The organism is Bacillus paramobilis, assembly GCF_038096195.1.
In the GTDB taxonomy this organism is placed as follows: Bacteria; Bacillota; Bacilli; order Bacillales; family Bacillaceae_G; genus Bacillus_A; species Bacillus_A mobilis.
In genome coordinates, this window is the sequence record NZ_CP151108.1 from 4444683 (window position 1) to 4464064 (window position 19382).

22 protein-coding genes are annotated in these 19382 nt (G+C 36.6%); 3 read left to right on the forward strand and 19 right to left on the reverse strand.

Annotated elements, in window-relative coordinates:
* Nucleotides 1-129 precede the first annotated feature (129 nt).
* The 5 genes from AABL52_RS22765 to AABL52_RS22785 form a co-directional block, all read right to left on the reverse strand.
* Nucleotides 130-1332 carry an MFS transporter gene (locus tag AABL52_RS22765; protein WP_061677864.1) on the reverse strand — a complete coding sequence of 401 codons (1203 nt, stop codon included), beginning with the start codon at nt 1330-1332 and terminating at the stop codon, nt 130-132.
* Nucleotides 1333-1545: 213 nt separating this feature from the next.
* Nucleotides 1546-2124 carry a TetR family transcriptional regulator gene (locus AABL52_RS22770; protein WP_144613088.1) on the reverse strand — a complete coding sequence of 193 codons (579 nt, stop codon included), beginning with the start codon at nt 2122-2124 and terminating at the stop codon, nt 1546-1548.
* A 129-nt stretch (nt 2125-2253) separates the two neighbouring features.
* On the reverse strand, nt 2254-2568 hold the full coding sequence (locus tag AABL52_RS22775) for a DMT family transporter (protein ID WP_000539674.1): 315 nt from the start codon (nt 2566-2568) through the stop codon (nt 2254-2256).
* A gap of 2 nt (nt 2569-2570) precedes the next feature.
* Nucleotides 2571-2915, reverse strand: a complete 345-nt coding sequence (locus AABL52_RS22780; RefSeq protein WP_341518497.1) for a DMT family transporter — start codon at nt 2913-2915, stop codon at nt 2571-2573.
* Between the two features lie 412 nt (nt 2916-3327).
* On the reverse strand, nt 3328-3687 hold the full coding sequence (locus tag AABL52_RS22785) for a MerR family transcriptional regulator (RefSeq protein WP_341518498.1): 360 nt from the start codon (nt 3685-3687) through the stop codon (nt 3328-3330).
* Between the two features lie 137 nt (nt 3688-3824).
* Here AABL52_RS22785 and AABL52_RS22790 point away from each other — a divergent pair, with 137 nt between their 5' ends.
* On the forward strand, nt 3825-4595 hold the full coding sequence (locus AABL52_RS22790) for an SDR family NAD(P)-dependent oxidoreductase (protein WP_341518499.1): 771 nt from the start codon (nt 3825-3827) through the stop codon (nt 4593-4595).
* A gap of 66 nt (nt 4596-4661) precedes the next feature.
* Here the strand turns inward: AABL52_RS22790 and AABL52_RS22795 are convergent, their stop codons facing one another.
* Together AABL52_RS22795 and AABL52_RS22800 are read right to left on the reverse strand one after the other, a co-directional pair.
* The gene (locus tag AABL52_RS22795; protein WP_000402253.1) at nt 4662-5117 is read right to left on the reverse strand and encodes an N-acetyltransferase; all 456 of its coding nucleotides are present in this window, start codon (nt 5115-5117) and stop codon (nt 4662-4664) included.
* Nucleotides 5118-5245: 128 nt separating this feature from the next.
* Nucleotides 5246-5740: an Lrp/AsnC family transcriptional regulator gene (locus AABL52_RS22800; protein ID WP_000446100.1), complete on the reverse strand. Its 495-nt coding sequence runs from the start codon at nt 5738-5740 to the stop codon at nt 5246-5248.
* A 204-nt stretch (nt 5741-5944) separates the two neighbouring features.
* Between AABL52_RS22800 and AABL52_RS22805 the strand changes: the two genes are divergently transcribed.
* Entirely contained in the window at nt 5945-6856 is a 912-nt protein-coding gene (locus AABL52_RS22805) for a DMT family transporter (RefSeq protein WP_001146282.1), read from the forward strand.
* A 33-nt stretch (nt 6857-6889) separates the two neighbouring features.
* Here the strand turns inward: AABL52_RS22805 and AABL52_RS22810 are convergent, their stop codons facing one another.
* The 9 genes from AABL52_RS22810 to AABL52_RS22850 all read right to left on the reverse strand — a co-directional run bounded on the left by AABL52_RS22810 (nt 6890) and on the right by AABL52_RS22850 (nt 14727).
* Entirely contained in the window at nt 6890-7372 is a 483-nt protein-coding gene (locus AABL52_RS22810; protein ID WP_063263502.1) for a PRK06770 family protein, read from the reverse strand.
* Nucleotides 7373-7459: 87 nt separating this feature from the next.
* On the reverse strand, nt 7460-7861 hold the full coding sequence (locus tag AABL52_RS22815) for a nuclear transport factor 2 family protein (RefSeq protein WP_001126713.1): 402 nt from the start codon (nt 7859-7861) through the stop codon (nt 7460-7462).
* A 155-nt stretch (nt 7862-8016) separates the two neighbouring features.
* Complete coding sequence (locus AABL52_RS22820) at nt 8017-8421, reverse strand: DoxX family protein (protein ID WP_001077744.1); 405 nt, start codon at nt 8419-8421, stop codon at nt 8017-8019.
* Nucleotides 8422-8573: 152 nt separating this feature from the next.
* Nucleotides 8574-9647, reverse strand: coding sequence for a DUF871 domain-containing protein (locus AABL52_RS22825; RefSeq protein WP_341518500.1), 1074 nt, complete (start codon nt 9645-9647; stop codon nt 8574-8576).
* Between the two features lie 48 nt (nt 9648-9695).
* Nucleotides 9696-11060: a PTS transporter subunit EIIC gene (locus AABL52_RS22830; protein ID WP_000711320.1), complete on the reverse strand. Its 1365-nt coding sequence runs from the start codon at nt 11058-11060 to the stop codon at nt 9696-9698.
* Between the two features lie 24 nt (nt 11061-11084).
* Nucleotides 11085-11969 carry an N-acetylmuramic acid 6-phosphate etherase gene (murQ, locus tag AABL52_RS22835; protein WP_341518501.1) on the reverse strand — a complete coding sequence of 295 codons (885 nt, stop codon included), beginning with the start codon at nt 11967-11969 and terminating at the stop codon, nt 11085-11087.
* Nucleotides 11970-12263: 294 nt separating this feature from the next.
* Nucleotides 12264-13127 (reverse strand): MurR/RpiR family transcriptional regulator, encoded by an 864-nt coding sequence (locus AABL52_RS22840; protein ID WP_000648163.1) that lies wholly within the window; start codon nt 13125-13127, stop codon nt 12264-12266.
* Between the two features lie 17 nt (nt 13128-13144).
* Nucleotides 13145-13474 (reverse strand): hypothetical protein, encoded by a 330-nt coding sequence (locus AABL52_RS22845; RefSeq protein WP_001223247.1) that lies wholly within the window; start codon nt 13472-13474, stop codon nt 13145-13147.
* A 125-nt stretch (nt 13475-13599) separates the two neighbouring features.
* Entirely contained in the window at nt 13600-14727 is a 1128-nt protein-coding gene (locus AABL52_RS22850) for a cation:proton antiporter (protein ID WP_061687463.1), read from the reverse strand.
* A 278-nt stretch (nt 14728-15005) separates the two neighbouring features.
* Here AABL52_RS22850 and AABL52_RS22855 point away from each other — a divergent pair, with 278 nt between their 5' ends.
* Nucleotides 15006-16409 carry an amino acid permease gene (locus tag AABL52_RS22855; RefSeq protein ID WP_098585755.1) on the forward strand — a complete coding sequence of 468 codons (1404 nt, stop codon included), beginning with the start codon at nt 15006-15008 and terminating at the stop codon, nt 16407-16409.
* Nucleotides 16410-16437: 28 nt separating this feature from the next.
* On the opposite strand, the gene AABL52_RS22860 is transcribed toward AABL52_RS22855, so the two are convergent.
* The 3 genes from AABL52_RS22860 to AABL52_RS22870 form a co-directional block, all read right to left on the reverse strand.
* On the reverse strand, nt 16438-16608 hold the full coding sequence (locus tag AABL52_RS22860; protein WP_001174858.1) for a hypothetical protein: 171 nt from the start codon (nt 16606-16608) through the stop codon (nt 16438-16440).
* Between the two features lie 12 nt (nt 16609-16620).
* Nucleotides 16621-16824 carry a hypothetical protein gene (locus tag AABL52_RS22865; RefSeq protein WP_000391503.1) on the reverse strand — a complete coding sequence of 68 codons (204 nt, stop codon included), beginning with the start codon at nt 16822-16824 and terminating at the stop codon, nt 16621-16623.
* Nucleotides 16825-16903: 79 nt separating this feature from the next.
* The gene (locus AABL52_RS22870) at nt 16904-19366 is read right to left on the reverse strand and encodes an FN3 and LamG domain-containing metallophosphoesterase family protein (protein ID WP_341518502.1); all 2463 of its coding nucleotides are present in this window, start codon (nt 19364-19366) and stop codon (nt 16904-16906) included.
* Nucleotides 19367-19382: the final 16 nt, after the last annotated feature.

A 19382-nucleotide genomic window follows, 5' to 3' on the forward strand; every position in this document is an offset into this window, starting at 1 on the left:
CAATCGGACTTTTATGGGCAGCCCGACCCCCACCTAACTTCTTTGCTTTCAGTGAATTTTGAGGTGGGGGTCTTACTGCCCATTAAAGCGGGATAAAACAAAAACCCCTTACCGTCGTAAGGGGTTTAATTACTTCGCAAAACTTTCAGCTAGCTGTTTCTCTCTCCACATAAATGTAATGCCGAGACCAACTATTAAAACAACTCCTGAAAATGCATATGGATAATGAATATTCATATCAAATAATATTCCGCCCATCGCTGGTCCTGCGATATTTCCTAAACTCGTATAAGTCGAGTTCATACCAGCAACGAATCCTTGCTCTTTTCCGGCTGCTTTTGATAAAAACGTCGTTAAAGCTGGACGAAGTAAATCAAATGCTAAGAAAATGAAGCAAGTAACGAGAAGTACAATCCAATAATTAAAGACTACAGTTGAGACGAATGCTAATACTGCACCTACAATTAAACATATTTGAATTAACACTTTTTCACCGAACATGTCGACCAATTTGCCAAACATAAATACTTGCACAACTACCCCAAAGATGGAGCTAATCGTAATAATTGCTGCAATATCTTTCGGTGTAAATCCAAACTTATGATCTGAAAACAGACTAAACACAGTTTCATACGCTGATAATCCGAATGCGAGTACAAATACGATAATAAATGCAATTGCATACATTGGATGTAATGATTTCTTTAAATCACCAATAAAACTCGATTCTTTCGTATTAGCAGAAATCTCTGCAAGCTCTTCCTTCGTTAACGGCTCTTTCAAAATAAAGATCGAAATTACACATGCTATAAAAGCAATTGCTGCTGCAACGAAAAACGGCACACGTATTCCGTATTCTGCAATAAATCCGCCAATTCCAGGCCCTATAATAAATCCAGTACTAATTGCGGCAGATAAATATCCCATCGCCTTTGGACGTTCTTGCATAGAGGTAATATCCGCAACATATGCGGTAACACCAGGCATAATAAACGCAGCACTAATTCCGCCTAACACCCGTGCTACATAAAGCATCCACACATCTTTTCCTAATCCGAAAAGAAGTTCTGAAACACCAAAAATAAATAATCCAATGATGATCATTTTCTTCCTACCGTAAAGGTCAACCCACCGGCCTGTAATAGGTGACGTAATGAGCTGAGCCATTGCAAACACTGCAACGAGATAACCCATCGTCTTTCCTGTTAAACTCATGTCATTCATAAAGGACGGCATAACCGGAATGATTAATCCAATCCCTAAAAAAGCGATAAATATATTACTCAAAAGAATGACCAATACCATCTTTTGTTCTTTTATCGGTTTCTTCACTTTTTAACACCTCTTCCCGTAAGTTCCTCAAAAAAAAATAATGCCCAAGAAGCTTTTTCTTTATCCTGCTATTTGTGGGCTAATCATGAGTAGAGATGCCTCCACTCATTAGAATTTCACACTATCCTTCCACACATACATAAGCATTAGGTGAATGACTATCATTCAGTTTCCCTCAAAAATGAACCTACCTTTTCAGACAGGTTCATCTTACTATTTCTTTATATGTAGTGCATGTGTTAAAAAATCTAGTACTTCTGCCTTTTGTAGCTCGACTTGCTCTTCATCTTTATGATCATATAAATAAACTTGTTCCGCTGCTGATTCAACTAGAGCGATAAATAACTTCGCTGTTCGCTCTGCGTGAACCGAATCACGAATTTCACCAGCTTCTTTCGCCTCATTTAAAAATTCACTTAGCCACATATAAAGAGGCTCATACACAGCTTCCCATTCTTTTATATGTTCTGTAGATGCAAGACCCGCATACATTAAAGCTTGTATTTCACGATATTCCGCTATAAAGTGAAACACCGCATCTATTACTTGCGCCACTTTACTTGAGAAAGGTGCATCGTTTTGCACTTTTTCTTTCACTGCAAGTATCATCTTTTCAACCATCACTTCTGCTATTGCAGGCATAACAGATAACTTAGAAGGAAAATATAAATAGAAAGTTCCTTGTGCAATGCCAGCTAATTTCACGATATCAGAAATCTTCGTTTTTTCAACGCCCTTTTCCTGAAACACTTCAATAGCTGCATAGACAATTTTCTCTTTTTTATTCATCATCTAAACCCTTTCAAACACGTATTGAATGACTGTCACTCATTTTATTAAATAACTAGCTGTACTGTCAATTATCGTGCACTTTTTATAACAAAAATCTCCTAACGACTTGTTAGGAGATACAGCATATTTTTACGAAAGAGCCTTTAATCCTGTCACTCCGCATACAATAAGAGCCACACTAATGATACGTGCTTTACTTTTCGACTCACCAAACAGGAACATGTTTAATAAAACGGCACCTGCTGTTCCAATACCAATCCAAACCGCATACGCGACACTTACTTGTAAAAATAAGAAAGATGTATACAAGAATGCAAAGGATGTAGCAAACCCGCCTATATAAAGCGCACCATTTGCTAACGTTTTATCTTTACTATACATTTTTAGACCGATCACACCGACTATTTCACTAATTGCAGCACAAAATACGAAAAACCAACCCATCTTTAAGCAGCTCCTTCCACAATTTCTTCTTTATTATCAGCTAGCTTTAAACCGATAACGCCAGCTACAACCATTGCGATAAAGAATAATTTCCCTACACTGAAACTTTCGCCGAAAAGGAATACATCCATTAAGAAAGTACCTACCGTACCAGCTCCAGCGAAAATGGCATATACAGTCCCTGTCGCAAGATACTCACACGCTTTAGAAAGAAAGTGAAAATCAACAGCGATAACTCCTAAAATAATAATCCAATGCCACCAAGTATCGGCCGTATTAAAACCAAATACCCAAAAAATTTCAAAGATACATGTTAATATGACATATAACCAAGCTCTATTTTTCATACCTCTCACCTCTTATGACTGACTATCAGTCATTTTTGTTTTAAAAAAATATTCTCTTTCACCACTACTATATATAAAACAACTATCATCCTCATTTACCATTATATTTGTTCCATTTCCAAGCTAATTGTATCCACTCACCGAAAATGACTGAATGTCATTCATGAATATTGTACATGAATATTTTAAAAGCTGTCAATGCCGAAAGTTTATTTAAAATTTATTTCATCCGATTTGTATATTTCCTAATAATCTGTTAATACTGCTAGTAACATAATATTTTCTCCACTCCCCCTTGGAGAGATCCCTTTAATAGAGCAGTTAGCTTGTGCTAGCTGCTCTTTTTTATTTGCTGGCACACTATAAGATCAAATCCATTTTTATCATATAAATAAGGAACGGATTATTTTTTCTATTTATTTTCCAAAGAGACTTTGTATGCAATAATTTTATTCTCAAGCATCTTTTCTGTAATGACTAAGTTTTCTCTTTGAATCTGAATAGATTTTCTATGATCTTCTAGGAGCTGTAAACGAGCTTCGGTTGTACGCTCCCCTTCTAAATATAACCTAGCATATTCTCTTATTTTCGCTATCGGCATTTGCGTTTGTTTTAATTTCATGACAAACTGCAACCACTTTATATGTGACTCTTCATACATTCGATTCCCATTTGTATCGCGATTTGCAATTAATATATTTTCCTTTTCATAATAACGTAATGTATGTGTGCTCACTCCTATTAATTTAGCCACCTCGCTAATTGTGTACATACTCTAACTCCCTCCACGTGCTGATCCTCATATATTTTATAGCCTTATCAAATTCATAAAAAACATTTGACTTAGAGTATACTCTAACAAATAAAATCTAACCATAATATATTTATTTGAACTTAGGGGGATTTCATATGAAATACACTGTTATTACTGGCGCTAGTTCTGGAATTGGCTATGAATCGGCTTTAGCCTTTGCAACTCGCGGAAAGAACTTAATACTTGTCGCTCGAAGACAAGAAGAATTAGACGGATTAAAATTAAAAATTAACGAAATGAATCCAGAATTGGATGTTGTTATTCGAAGAACTGATTTATCTATCACGGAAAATGTTTATAAGCTTTATGAAAGCCTACAAACTTTTCAAATTGAAACGTGGATTAACAACGCAGGATTTGGTAATTTCGCCTCAATTGCTGAACAAAATTTAAATAAAATTGAAACGATGTTACATGTAAATATAGAAGCACTAACAATACTCTCTTCTCTTTTCGTTCGAGATTATTCCATGGTTGATGGCACACAACTTATTAACGTTTCATCAGGCGGTGGATACACAATTGTCGCTGATGCTGTTACGTATTGTGCTACGAAATTCTACGTAAGTGCATTTACAGAGGGTTTATCTCACGAATTGAAAGAACAAGGTGCAAAACTGCAAGCAAAGGTTTTAGCACCTGGTGCAACTGAAACAGAGTTTGCAAAACGTTCATTTGATATTGATGAGTTCGAATACAATAATGTTGTACCGAAATTCCACACTGCAAAACAAATGGCACAATTTATGCTTGATCTTTACGACAGTGATAAAGTTGTAGGGCTTATCGATGGTTCTACTTATAACTATGAGCTTAAAAATCCCATTTTTAATTTCGCAGTAAGAAAAACGAATTCAAGTTCTTAATTTCCCTAAAATATAGAATCCCACTATTACGTAAATAATAGTGGGACTTTTTTCTCTCTGAAAACTTCACCCAACATACCGAATCATCGCCACCTCATCACAATAATCAACCTTTGGACAATGTCTACAATCAATCCATACTTTCTCTGGTAACGCCTCTCTATTCACAAAATCAAACCCGCACTTTTGAAAAAATTCCGTTTCATATGTTAAAGAAATGACTCTACTCACTTTTATTTTTGCTGCCTCATTTATTACATGGTTCACTAACATACGCCCGATTCCTTTCCCTGCATATGTATGCGAAACGACTAATGACCGAACTTCTGCAAGATCCTCCCCTAACACATGTAAACCAGCAACTCCAACAATTTCTTCCCCTTCTTTCATAACATATAAACATTGTAAATATTGATAGAGAGACAAAAGCGAACGCGGTAAAACAACTCCCTCTTTTGCATAAGTTTCAATGAGACTATAAATTTCTTTCACATCACTCGTAACCGCATTAAAGATCTCCATATTTTATCCCCTTGCCCCTGATATTAATATTTATAAACCTAAATGAATTTTAATTCATAATTTTATATAATGATACATCTCTCTTTTCTCCCCGTCAATCACTTTATACAAACAAAAAACCGAGCAATCTAATCGATGCTTGGTTCTTCATTTCGTATCGGTAATACTGTCGAATATTTAATTTCACGAAGTGCTAAACTCGTCTGTATCCTTGTAATTCCAAGCTTATTCAGCTTTCTAATAAACTGCTCCAGCTCTTTACGATCACGATTTGCAACCTTTAATAAATAATCATATTCTCCTGTTAAGCAGTGACACTCTAACACTTCTGGCATCGCTTCTAATTCTTTTTCCAAAACGTCAAGTTTATCCGATTGATGAATATTTGTACTCATAAAAATGAAGCATAACAAATCAAAACCAAGCTTTTCTTGATTTAAAATAGCTACTTGTTTATCAATGAACCCTTCTCCATCTAATCTTTTTATTCTCGCATGCATCGCAGCTGGTGATAAATTAACGCGTCTCGCAAGCTCTGCATTACTTACTTGAGACTCCTTCTGCAATATATCTAAAATTTGTACGTCTAAATCATCTAACACTTTAATAACTGACGACTCCATCAAAATTCCCCCTTTTTATTACCGATGATTATTCGAAAAAACACATTATATTCTATATAAAACTGAATATCTTTCCGTAAATATTATCAAAAACAAAATATCTTATCGACTTTTTCCCATTATACAAAAGAATATATTACACAATAAAGAAAAATGCTAAAATTATTTACAATTCACATTGATTACAACAAAGGGGATTTTAATATGCCTTATTTTTATGTCTTTTTACTATTACTAACGAGCTTATTATGGGGAGGAAATTTCGTCGTTGGAAAATCGCTCGTTGATCACGCGTCTCCGATGACACTTACAAGTTTAAGATGGATGATTGCGATTGTTTGTTTATTACCGATGGTTTGGTTTAAAGAAAAGAAAATTATTCCACCTCGTGCTGCAATACTTCCGTTACTACTAATGGGGATTTCAGGGGTCGCTCTTTTTAACATCTTTCAATTTCTAGCACTAGAAAAAACATCCGCAACGAATGTAGGGCTTATTTCTACATTAAATGCAATTTCAATTGCACTATTTTCAGTATTATTTCTAAAAGAAAAAGTAAATACACTTCAAATTCTATCCATGATTCTTTCATTCTTTGGGGTTATTCTTGTCCTATTAAAAGGTAACTTTTCACTTTTATTTTCACTACATTTTAATAGCGGCGATTTATGGATGCTTGCGGCTGTTTGTATTTGGGGCATGTATTCTGTTTGTAGTAAATGGGCAACAAAAACAACTACACCACTCATGGCAACATTATACTCTGGTATTTTCGGTGTTATTTTATTACTGCCATTTAACATTGGGAGCTTCACTGTTACAAATATAAATACTTCCTTCATCACATCCCTTTTATATACAGGGCTTATTTCAACAGTTCTTTGTATGGTGTTTTGGAATATTGGCGTGCAAAAATTAGGAGCTACGACATCCGGTATTTTTCTAAACTTCAATCCAATTTTCACAGCTATTTTAGCATTTCTTTTCCTCGGAGAAGAACTAACGTGGATACAAATTTTCGGGACAATGATCGTTGTGACGGGATGTTATTTATTTTCTCATTTCAAAACAGTTACTGTTCAGCCAACTAGGGCTTTAATGCGGAAACATTCTTAACCAAAAAATATCGCCACCAAAGTGGCGATATTTTCATTTACCTTTCATTTCTTTTACATACTGTTTTTCTTCTTCTGGCGATAAACGTTCTGTTGCCTTTCCAGTATCACCACCTTGAATTTCCCACAAAAAGTTATGCTCCTCAACCGTTTGTGAAAAATCCCCTTTCTCCCAGCGCTCTAAAGTGGCAAGTAACTTTGATTTATATTTAAAATTTGTACTACTTTCTACTGCCTTCTTGGCACTAACAATTTCCTTATTTGTCATTTCAATAAATCCCCATTTTTCAGAGGATTTTACTTTTTGATGTACCATCCTATGCATGGTAGAAATAATTTCATCCTCACTAAATTGTGGCTTCTCTTCCGCAACTTTCTTGTCCTGTTGGCTCATCACTTTTTGTGTTTTAAGACTCTTCTCCTCTTCCTCTATATAATTAAGAAGCTTAGTAACACCGAATACAGCTCCTATCGCAATTACAATCATTGTAATTGCCCCTATTATCCATTTTTTCATATTATGTACTCCCCATTCCCCTAATAATCACATAAACAAATGGAATCGCCTGCGCACAGTCGATTCCATTTGTTTCCTTATTTCATTTTAAACCTTCATCGCTTCTCGTACAATATAACTATCCACATATTGCTTGAATTTTATGATTTTTCCTTTTTCCAGTTGCCATACGTGAATAAAATCTGCTTCAAATGATTTTCCCGTTTCTTTATAAACTCCTGAATAAACACCTTCAGCAATAATTACATCTTTTCCGTTTACTTCATGGTACATATTTACACTCGCTTTATAATCATCCCATTCTGATCCTAATCGGCTAAATACATTTTTCATTATTGCTTCTACACCTATATAAGTTCCCCCGTATGGGAATCCTTCTGCCTCTGTCCATTCTACTTTTTCAGAGAGGGCTTCTGCTAAATGTTTTGCATTCGAAGAAGCTGATCCTTCATATGTACTTCGAATAATTTCTAAATTTGATTTAGGCATGTTACTTCCTCCCATTCTGTTTATTTTTTACACAAGATGTAACCACTTTCGTTACATCTTGTGTAAAAAAATATTTAATTTGTTTTATTCTTAATCTACACGTTGTAATCATTATAGTTACAATAATGATCCAAGTCAACAATTTATAAATAAGTTTACTTCGTTTTCATTACTTTCTCTTTTAAGAAACGATCTACATACCCTTCTGCTTTTACAACGAATAAATACGCACCCATTGCTAGTAATGCAAGATCTAATTCATATCCTGGATTCTTTCCATCTCCTAATAAACCTGCTGCTCCATTTACCTTTACGATAGCTCCAGCTAAAATAAGTGCAAATAACAATCCTACATATTTTACGCCTAAACCGATAATTAATAATATACCACCAACTAATTCTACAGTTGCTACGCCGTATGCCAGACCACCTGGTAAGCCGATGCTTGTAAACCATCCTGCTACGTTATCGATACCTGATTGAAACTTCGCTAAACCGTGCGCAAAGAATGTCACTCCTAACACGATGCGAATAATTAAATTCCCAATATATTGGTTCATTTTGAACTCTCCTTTTTGTTTTGTTATGGTGAACTTTTATTTACAAGTCAAAACAATACGGTATTTCATTTCATTCGTCAAATACTTTTTTAAAGAAAACAAAAAACATTATCCCATTTACGGATAATGTTTTCTTACAAAATAGCGCTAATTCAAGCTTTTACTCTATCGCACAAAAAAAGTTGAAACATTTTTCCAGCACCAACATACGGCAATAAAGACAAGTCCTCTTCTACAACCATTCCAACAACATTCACTTTCTCATCTACAGGCAAATCATGTTTGGCAACCTGCATCTCTCCAGCATATCTACCATACAATTCGTTATCAATTGTAATGCTGCCTTTCTTTCTTGCAATGGTATGCATCGGCTGTACAATCACCTTATTTTCTTCTCGTGATTCTACAGAGCGAATAACATCACGAGCTGGATCTAGTCTATTTGTATGCACTTGTTCTACCATTTCTAATACTTCTCTTTCCTTGATCAATGGCTCATACCGCAGTGGAATAATTCCTCTACTCGCACTCGCTATCTCTTGTACGCTTTCTACACTTCCGCTTATATCCCCGATTAACACCTTATCGACACCACAATCGTGTACAAGTTCTAAGTACGCTTCAAGTGGGCGCATATGGCGGTGCTTTTCTAACGTTGGTAAGCCTTCATATAGCGGACCACGTTTTTCCCCATCTCCCGGAATAAATGCCATCGTTTTTATGCCGCACTCATGTAAGTATTCGTTTTGTTTTTGTAAAAAGGACTTTGCTAGTCCTGTTTCTGGGCGCGGATAAAAATTATGCCACGCTTCAACATTCCCTACCTGTATCTTTTCAATGACTAGCTCTTTCCAAAATGATTCTGTAATCGTACTCGCATTTAAAGCTACTTTCATTTTATGGGATACGCGTGCAATTTCTTTTGGCGTGATGCCATAGTCCATTCGTAAACCAGTAATACCCCAGTTTACTAACTCTTCCACATTTTCATACGTCATTCCTAAATGGTGTAACGACTTTGGAGAAACATCAACCATTAATTCCATTTCATATTTGAGAGCTTGCTTCCCAAGTATTTGAATTAACTCTTTATACGTACCAGGGTCATCTTCAGGAATATGCAATGATGTAAAAATAGATGTAAATCCATTTTCCTTCGCTACTTTTAGCCACTCTTCTTGTTTCTTTACTCGTTCTTTTGCAAGATAAATTGAAACTCCTATCATATGAATCTCCCTTTCTATGAATAGAAAAAGAGAAAGGAATCCCTTTCTCTATATGTTTTCTGCCATTTCTTCTTTAAATCCGAAGAAGTACGTAAAGATAAATCCGAACGTATATGCCACCACTAATCCAAGGAAATATAATAAATATTTATTATCAGCAATTAACGGAATTAATGATAATCCTGATACGCCAATTCCGAGTGCGGCTGTTTTCATAACTGCTTGGAATGCGCCGCCAACTGCTGCTCCTAAACAAGCTGTAAGAAACGGTTTCCCAAGTGGTAATGTAACCCCGTATAATAACGGTTCGCCAATCCCTAAAAATCCAACTGGTAATGCACCTTTAATTACGTTACGAAGTCGTTTGTTTTTTGTTTTTACAAAAATCGCAATCGCCGCTCCTACTTGCCCAGCCCCAGCCATTGCGAGTACTGGTAATAAAGGCGTTACGTGCGTTTGATTAATAAACTCCATATGAATTGGTGTTAAACCGTGATGTAATCCGACCATAACGAGCGGTAAAAATGTTCCAGCAAGCACTGCTCCCGCAAACGCTCCGCCAATACTTAAAATCCCATTAATTCCGCTTGTAATTCCTTCAGATAAGAAACCTGCTACCGGCTGAATTGCTAACATCGTTACGATACTTACGACTAACACAGTAATGAGCGGTGTCACGATAATATCAACTGCATTTGGCACTGCTTTTCGAACTTGTCTTTCCACTACAACCATAAGCCACGCTGCAAAAATAACTGCAAATAATCCGCCCCGTCCGGGTACGAGCGCTTCACCGAATAATTTCACATTCGCCATCGCTGGGTTAAAAATTAAAATACCAGCAATTGCCCCAAGAACTGGTGTCCCGCCAAATTCTTTCGCTGTATTCCAGCCGACTAAAATTCCTAAGAATGTAAAGATACCGCCGCCAATGAGTAGTAGCATTTGTAGCCACGTTGCATTCGGATCAGCACCTGCGTTTTTCGCAAAGTTAGCAACCCCGTTTATAATACCTGACGCAACAAGACCTGGAATTAACGGAATGAAAATACTTCCTATTTTTCTTAAAAAGTTTTTCACTGGTGTATTATTTTTCTTCTTAATCTCTGACTTCATTTCTTGCCCAAGATCTTCAAGGTGATGATCTGCCACCTCACCAATTCGCAGTCCCGTTAAACCTTCCATTTCAGCTGCTACTTTATTTACTGTCCCTGGGCCAACAACAACTTGAAGCGTCTCATCTTCAATAACGCCCATAACCCCTTCAACCTTTTTCAAAAGATCCATGTTCACTTTACTTTCATCATGAAGCGTTAATCGCAGTCTCGTCATACAATGAGCAATGCCACGAATATTCTTTACTCCCCCAAGTTGCTCTGAAATTTCTCTGGCCATTCTCTCTTCTTTCTTCATAATAGAATCCCCCTCCCTATTATTTTATAGTGCCTTCTTCACAAACCCTTTCGCTTCTTTTAATTTCTTCAGTGCTTCCCCATACTCACACTGCAATAACACCATAACAATCGCAGCTTTGACATTACGTTCTGCTTTTTCATAATACTCCGCTGCTACTTCATAACTAACCCCTGTTGCTTCCACAATAATTCGTTTTGATCGTTCTACTAATTTTTCATTTGTAGATTGAACATCTACCATTAAGTTTTTATATACTTTCCCAACACCAATCATAGAAGCTGTTGAAATCATATTAAGTACTAATTTTTGTGCTGTACCAGCCTTCAAACGCGTTGAGCCTGTTAAAATTTCTGCGCCTGTTTCTACTTCCACATTTAGTTTTGCATATTTACTTATTTCAGCATTTTTATTACAAGAAATACTCGCCGTGCTCGCTCCCACGCTAGCCGCGTACTTCAAACCTCCAATTACATAAGGAGTTCGACCACTTGCCGCAATTCCAATCACTGTATCTTTCTCATTTAATCCCATACTTTTTAAATCTTCTTCTGCTAACTCTTCGCGGTCTTCGGCACCTTCCACCGCCTTAGTAAACGCTTTCAATCCACCTGCTATAAATCCTTGCACCATTTTATCATCTGTTCCAAATGTCGGCGGACATTCCACTGCGTCCAAAATACCTAAACGACCACTCGTACCAGCCCCAATGTAAATTAATCGGCCCTCATCTTCAAAGGATTTAATGACAATCTGTACAACCTTTTCAATTTCTTCTATTTCATTTTCAACTGCTAACGCAACAGTTCGATCTTCCTCATTCATACTTTGTAACACTTCTTTTATGCTCATCTCATCTAAATTCATCGTCTTGTCATTACGATGTTCTGTCGATAAATTTTCTAACATATTATCACCTGCTTTGAAATTTAATTTCATACTTCCATTATAACTTCAAGAAATTTAAAATCAATATTACTTTATTATTTTATGAAATTTTATTTCTTTTCATGACGAATTTATCCCACTTTAACTGGCAGTAAGACCCCCACCTCAAATTCAGCGAAAGCAAAGAAGATAGGTGGGGGATCAACTGCCTGTAAAAGTCCGATTGGTTCAACTAATAATAAGTGGGGGATGCCCCCACTTATTAAAGTTTCACTTTATGTCAGTATGCAAAAAAAGATGGGTTTCCCCATCTTCTCATTTTAGCTTCCGTAAGCGCAAAGCTTCTTCTCTTGTCTCCATAAATTGATCCAACACTTTATTACCGATACGATTAAACGTAATGACATATAAAGCATCAATCATATTCAGTTGCGTCATTCTCGAAGCAATACTCGCAATACGATGATCTTGTTCTACATCTGGCATACAAAGACGAATATCCGCCTCTTTATATAACGGTGATGATTGATCGAGCTTTGTAATCGCAATAACTGTTGCACCTTGTCTCTTCGCATATTGCGCCATTTCAAGCACATCTTTCGTACGACCAGATGTTGAAATCGCCACAAATATATCGCCTTCTTTTAAGTTCGTCACAAGCGGCAACATCATATGAAAATCCGATAGCATCATCGCTGTAAATCCGAGCCTCGTAAATTTATAAGCCCCGTCCATCGCTGGAGTAGCTGATCCGCCTACTCCGTAAAATATAATTTTATCCGCATTTACAATGCGATCTGCAGCTTTTTCAAGTTCTTTTTTATCTATCGCCGTAACGCTCGCCTCAATTGCAGCTTTATTCACATATGTAACTTTATTAAACAAGTCGTACGGGCCATCTTCCGTATTCATCACTGAAAAATCATTAATATTATAATCAGCAATCGTTAATTCACGAACGAGCGCGATTTTAAATGCTTTAAAGCTTCCGATTCCAATCGACTTACAAAAGCGAACAACACTCGCCTCACTTGCGCCTGCATTTGTTGAAACTTCTTTCGTCGTTAAGTTCGGAACAATCTCTGCATTCTCCATTATGTACATGGCAACCTTCTTTTCAGCTGGTGAAAATTGATCCATATTACTTTCAATTTTAAATAGCAATGTTGAAGCTTTCACTATTTACCCTCCACTTCTTATGGTTGCGTATATTCTCTACTATCATTTACACCATATAGATAAAAAGCATCATTACCAGGTGGATGGTGAACAATTACAGTTCGATCCCCTTTTTTATATGACGTTATTTCACCTTCAGATCGCTGTTTTTCCCATCCATGTATCCAAATTGCAAAGTCAGGTACAAAAGCAGTGTACTTATAGTCTTTCGGGTTTTCGTCTTCTACATAAGAAGAGAAAATAGAAACTGGAAAATCTTTCACTTTTGACTCTTTCCATGCAGTAAATGGTATACATAGTGCAATAAGTATGATTACACCGATAACCTTCCCCTTCGTAATCCTCACACTTTTTCTCTCCTCGACTTATCATATACGTAGATTTTACCATAATTACAATCTATTCACGCTATATGACTATTGCTTTTTCCAATAAAAAAAGAGCTTACCTACATGAGATAAGCTCTTCCTCTCTATACAAAATATTTTTTCAAAAGCGGTGGCGTAATAATCGTCGTCAATATAACAACAATAACAATCGCTGTGAAATTTTCTTTCGCCAATAAATTCGCTGTAAGTCCATTTGCTGCAATGATAAGCGCTACTTCACCACGTGATACCATCCCCGCACCGATACTAATAGAAGATTGAAGGTTGAATCCTGTTAATCTTGCTCCTAAACCTGATCCGATTAACTTTGTGAAAATCGCGATAAGCGTCATGATGATAATGAACCAAAGCTGACTTCCAATGCCTTGAAATGTAATTTCCATTCCGATACTTACGAAGAACACTGGCACAAATATCGCATATGCAATCGGTTCAATTTTATGTTCTACTTCGTGCTTATACTCTGTTTGCGAAATAGCAATTCCAGCTGCAAATGCTCCGATAATACCTGCAATCCCCATCATTTCACTATAATACGAAAAAGAGAAACAAATAATAAGAGCTGCACTAATTAATGCCTCAGTTACACGAAGTGGCACGAGCATTTTCATAATCCAAGGCACAACTTTCCAGGCAATAAAAACAATGCTGACAAAGAAAATAATTTTCTTTACGATAACAAGTGTTATATTCACATCTTGCGTTCCTAAAAAACTCATAACGAACGCTAATAAAATAACGACGATGACATCATCAAATACAGCAGCACCTAAAATCGTTGTACTTTCTCTCGTATTCATTTTCCCTAAATCTCTTAGCGTTTGCACCGTAATACTAACTGACGTTGCGCAAAGTAATAATCCTAAGAAAATCGCATGAGATTGTATTAATCCAAACAACAATCCTGTTACGTAACCACCGATGAAAGGAAAAATAATTCCACCAGCCGCTACTGCAAATGATGATTTCAAATTCCGATTTAACTCTTCTAAATCTGTTTCAAGCCCTGCCATAAACATAAGTAGTAAAACACCAATCTCACTCAGTTCATCGATCAATTCAGAGCTATTAATAATACCGAGTACAGCTGGACCGATAATAATACCGACAAGTAATTTACCAAGTACAGAAGGCTGGCCGAGTCTCACGCTAATATCGCCAGCTAATTTCGTGCAAAGTAAAATGACAACAAGTTCAAAATAAAATAACATAGCATCTGCTCCTACTTTAACTTTAATGAGTGGGCTTTCTCCATCCAAAGTAGATTATTAACCCTCGTCCATTCCTGCCAGTAGTTTCCCCTATTCATCCGCATTTTATTTGTCAAATTTTTATTTGACAAAATATTCTGAATTATATTAAGATTAATCCAGCAATTTTAAAAACTATAATACCATAACTGTACCTCCATTTACTTACATACTCTTTTCTAGTGGGCTCCTACTATATCCGCAGTTATGGAAATGAAAAAACGGGGGGAGAGTCCAAAGTGAAGTCATTATTACGAAAAAAACCGCTTAGTACTGAATCACCACGGCAGCTAGATAGAACATTAACGGCACTCGATTTAACATTTTTAGGAATTGGCGCCGTAATTGGGACAGGGATCTTTGTATTAACAGGTATTGTCGCAGCGAAACATTCTGGTCCTGGTATTATGCTATCATTCCTTATTGCTGCATTTACTTGTGCTTGTGTAGCCTTTTGTTATGCCGAATTTGCTTCTTCGATTCCTGTATCTGGAAGTGTGTATACTTACGCATATATGACAGTCGGAGAAGTCGTCGCCTTTATCGTTGGCTGGTGTTTAATGCTCGAATATTTACTTGCAGTCGCAGCAGTCGCTGTCGGCTGGTCTGGTTATTTACAATCTTTACTACAAGGATTTAACATCCATCTGCCCGCCATAATCGCCTCGGCCCCTGGCGTAGGAAAAGGTGGCATTATCGATTTACCGGCTGTTTGTATTTTACTACTCATTACAGGGCTTTTAAGTTTTGGTATACGCGAAAGCGCACGCATTAATAACATTATGGTTCTTATCAAGCTAGCTGTTATTATCGCCTTTATCGTAGCAGGCGCAAAATATGTAAAACCTGAAAATTGGACACCGTTCATTCCATTCGGGTACGACGGTATTATTACTGGGGCTGCCACTGTATTCTTCGCCTTCTTAGGCTTTGATGCAATCGCAACCGCTGCAGAAGAAACGAAAAAACCACAGCGCGATTTACCAATTGGCATTATCGGTTCCCTTCTTATTTGTACTGTTTTATACATGATTGTATCTTTCGTTTTAACAGGTATGGTTCCATATACACAATTAGATGTTTCTGATCCAGTTGCATTTGCCTTACATTTCGTTGGTGAAGATACAATTGCAGGACTACTCGCTGTTGGAGCGATGACTGGAATGACAACCGTCCTCTTAGTCGTTATGTACGGACAAGTTCGCGTTTCTTATGCGATGAGCCGTGACGGACTACTTCCAAAAGCACTAGCACGTGTAAATAAAAGAGTAAAAGTCCCTTTATTAAACACATGGATCACTGGTGTTGTTGCCGCTTTATTAGCAGGACTTTTAGACTTACATTTACTAGCGAATTTAGTAAACATCGGTACGTTAACAGCATTCACATTCGTTTGCTGCGCGGTACTTATTTTACGAAAAACACACCCTGACTTAAAGCGCGGATTCCGCGCACCTTTCGTACCTGTATTACCAGTTGTCGCGATTCTTTGCTGTTTATATTTAATGATTAATTTGTCTAAAACGACATGGATTAGCTTTATAGCTTGGCTTATAGTCGGCTTATGCTTCTATTTCTTCTACTCTAGAAAACATAGTCATTTAGCAACTGAAAAAACAAATGATGAAGAGAAAAAAGCATAACAAAATAGCTCGCCGATAAAACGGCGAGCTATCTTTCTGTATTATTATATTTTTTCGTTAACGATTGTAAAATGAAAAATATGCCGATGCAAGCTGTAAACGATGCCCAATTTCCTATTGGTGTTGAGTATTTAAAAATTCCAATACCTACAAGCACGATGAAAATGATCACCTGATATAGGAGCTTCCACTTTTGCATATGTTTCCTCCTTTACTTCGTTCCCTTCTTTTTCTTCTTCCATGCATTTAAACTATCAAAGAAGAAATTAATAAATAACGTGCCTAAACCCGCTAATAAAAACGTCATTAAAAATAAAATCCATATACTTTTCTCTTTTAAGAAATAATATCCTACAAGGAGCACAACCGCGATCCATACATATTCAAGAATTCTTTTTAGCTTTTTCTCTTCCAAATTATTCGCTCCCTCATTCTATACTATTTTTAGTATAACAAAAAAGAAGCCTATCATGATAAGCTTCTTTTCTTCTCTCTTATTTGTTTATGCTTTTTTCAACGAGTGAAATCGCGTATTCCATCGTACGATTCATCGTTTCTACTTGTGCATCTTTTACTTTCGCATCTTTTAACACAGATTCTGCCACTGTAATTTTTTGACTCAATGATTTCACTGAACCGTCCGTTACATTTGCAGCTTGCGCTTTTTTCACCACTGCTTTTGCAGATTCAATATTGATTTGTAATTTTTCTTTCGGTGTTTTCGGTTGTTCTTCTGCCACTTTTGATTGTACAAATGTCACATTAGCTGTTTTTAATTCGTTATATGCTTGAACGATTTTCTCTCCAGTACTTCCTACATTTTCAAACGCTTGCTTTGCAGTATTATAGCTTTTCTCTAGTTCTTGAAATGCTTCTTTTGAATATTGACCTGGTTTGTCACCAAACTCATACGTACCAGCTAACACTTCTTTTACTTTTCCAAGCTCTTCATATAACGCGTTTACTTCTTCTAACTTTGTACGGTTAGAAAACTCGTTATATGCTGCTAATACTTCTGAAGAACTTAACGCTTTACTATATAATTTCGCAAGCGCAATTTGTCCATTTAATGGAATACCGCCATTCCCGTTGCTATCAGGGTCTGCCCCAAGTGCAAATGGTACGTTCGGGTGGTATACTTTCCCTGTAGCTGGTTGGCTATTTGCTTTTTTACCATCTACATAAATTGCTACTTCACTTCCGTTATACGTTCCTGTTAAATGGTACGTTTTATTTGCCTCTAATTGAACACCAACACGTTTATAACTTCCACCAATATGAGCCCATAATTCTACATAGCCACTTCCTGTAGACTCAAAACCAATTCCGCCACTCTCTGTATTTTGCAAAATACCTTGTCCACGAATTTGATTCATTGAAAATACAGTTTCTAATGTAAACGTATTTGCTACTTTTTCTTTTTGTGCTGCTGAAAACGGAAGGTATCCAAATGTATTGGCTTGTCCATTCAATTTCATTACATTTGTTTTTAAAGCTTTGTCGTATGCAATAGATACATTCCCTTTCACATCGCCTTTCGTTCCAAACGATGAGTTATCTTTAAATGTACCATCTAAGAAATTCACATCAAAGACATCTGCCTTTGGTACTTTTACATTTGGGTCAATATTATCTTTTTTTGTAGTAATTTCTGCTGTTAACGGCTGTACACTTTCATTGCCGAATGAATCAATCGCAACGACTTCAAGTGTATATGTTTTCCCACCATCTAATCCTGCCAGTGTAAATGTTAGTTCTTTCGGCACTGGGTCACGATAAAACTCTGAGAATGCTAACAATTTATTTTTTATTTCTCCAGTTTGCTTATCTCTAGCTTGTACACGATAAGAATGAACAAGAAGGTTGTCCAACGCTTGCATGAATGTTACTGTTGCTGCATTTTCTGTTACATTTGATACCGATAACTTCGCATCTTTTGCAAAGTATGGCTTTTCTTTATCACGATCTTCTACATGTGTAAAAGTTTCTTTCTTTGATGGCAACTGAATTTTCCACGGTTCGCCTGTCCAAGAATTCGTATGGAAATCGCGACGATTAATCGTTACTTCTTTATCATCCACTTCTACTAATAAACCTTGACTTAATGTGCTAGCTCCTGGTGGGATAGTCCCTTGTACTTTACCACCTTCAACTTCCATATAACTTACAGAAGATGTACCAACTGATGTAAAATCTTTTTGATGAATCGATCTTGGATCATCTAACGGATAGTGTGAATGGCCAGAAAACGTAATGACTTGTGGGTATTGTTTTAATACCTCATTAATTTTTGCACTATCTTGCGTTCCCCATTCTTGGCTACCGTATACTGTATCTTTGATATGTTGATGTAAAAATACGAAAATTGGTTTTTCTGGATCATCTTTTTGCGCTTTTGCCATCTCTTCTTTTAGCCAATTAATTTGCTTGTCTGAATAATATCCATGAGTTGTCCCGTTCTCTGGAGACATAACAAGGAAGTGATACCCTTTCACCACTTTATGATAGTAAATCGATTCCATGCCTGTTTTTTCTAAGAAACGCTTCTGCGCTCCCTCTACAGATAAACCGTTCCAATAATCATGGTTTCCTAGAGAATTCATTCGTACTGCATCTTTATTTGCATTTTCATTATATACTTGCATGAAACGATCATATTGCTGCACAGACCCTGTATCTGTGAAATCACCTACGATAACAAAAGCATCTTGCTTTGGTGCAAGCGTATTGAGCTGTTCAATCGCTCGTTTCCAGCGAAACGTATCATCCGTTCCACTATTTTTAATATGTACATCACTTACGACTGGAAAAACGATCTTCTTTTCACTTGGTGCCTTTTCTTGCTTCTTCTCTTCCGCTTTGACTGATGTACTCCACGGAAATGATACGAATGCTAATACAAAAACCATTAATAATCCAATAAGACCTCTTACTTTTCGTAAAGCTGTTCTTTCCACATGAATCCTCCTCATA

Excerpts from the sequence above, each read along its gene's own strand:
- AABL52_RS22815 (WP_001126713.1), bottom strand. The coding sequence starts at position 7,861 with ATGCCTAAATCAAATTTAGAAATTATTCGAAGTACATATGAAGGATCA.
- AABL52_RS22785 (WP_341518498.1), bottom strand. The coding sequence starts at position 3,687 with ATGTACACAATTAGCGAGGTGGCTAAATTAATAGGAGTGAGCACACAT.
- AABL52_RS22830 (WP_000711320.1), bottom strand. The coding sequence starts at position 11,060 with ATGAAGAAAGAAGAGAGAATGGCCAGAGAAATTTCAGAGCAACTTGGG.
- AABL52_RS22780 (WP_341518497.1), bottom strand. The coding sequence starts at position 2,915 with ATGAAAAATAGAGCTTGGTTATATGTCATATTAACATGTATCTTTGAA.
- AABL52_RS22860 (WP_001174858.1), bottom strand. The coding sequence starts at position 16,608 with ATGCAAAAGTGGAAGCTCCTATATCAGGTGATCATTTTCATCGTGCTT.
- AABL52_RS22800 (WP_000446100.1), bottom strand. The coding sequence starts at position 5,740 with ATGGAGTCGTCAGTTATTAAAGTGTTAGATGATTTAGACGTACAAATT.
- AABL52_RS22820 (WP_001077744.1), bottom strand. The coding sequence starts at position 8,421 with ATGAACCAATATATTGGGAATTTAATTATTCGCATCGTGTTAGGAGTG.
- AABL52_RS22825 (WP_341518500.1), bottom strand. The coding sequence starts at position 9,647 with ATGATAGGAGTTTCAATTTATCTTGCAAAAGAACGAGTAAAGAAACAA.
- AABL52_RS22770 (WP_144613088.1), bottom strand. The coding sequence starts at position 2,124 with ATGATGAATAAAAAAGAGAAAATTGTCTATGCAGCTATTGAAGTGTTT.
- AABL52_RS22810 (WP_063263502.1), bottom strand. The coding sequence starts at position 7,372 with ATGAAAAAATGGATAATAGGGGCAATTACAATGATTGTAATTGCGATA.
- AABL52_RS22795 (WP_000402253.1), bottom strand. The coding sequence starts at position 5,117 with ATGGAGATCTTTAATGCGGTTACGAGTGATGTGAAAGAAATTTATAGT.
- AABL52_RS22790 (WP_341518499.1), top strand. The coding sequence starts at position 3,825 with ATGAAATACACTGTTATTACTGGCGCTAGTTCTGGAATTGGCTATGAA.
- AABL52_RS22850 (WP_061687463.1), bottom strand. The coding sequence starts at position 14,727 with ATGTTATTTTATTTTGAACTTGTTGTCATTTTACTTTGCACGAAATTA.
- murQ (WP_341518501.1), bottom strand. The coding sequence starts at position 11,969 with ATGTTAGAAAATTTATCGACAGAACATCGTAATGACAAGACGATGAAT.
- AABL52_RS22805 (WP_001146282.1), top strand. The coding sequence starts at position 5,945 with ATGCCTTATTTTTATGTCTTTTTACTATTACTAACGAGCTTATTATGG.
- AABL52_RS22775 (WP_000539674.1), bottom strand. The coding sequence starts at position 2,568 with ATGGGTTGGTTTTTCGTATTTTGTGCTGCAATTAGTGAAATAGTCGGT.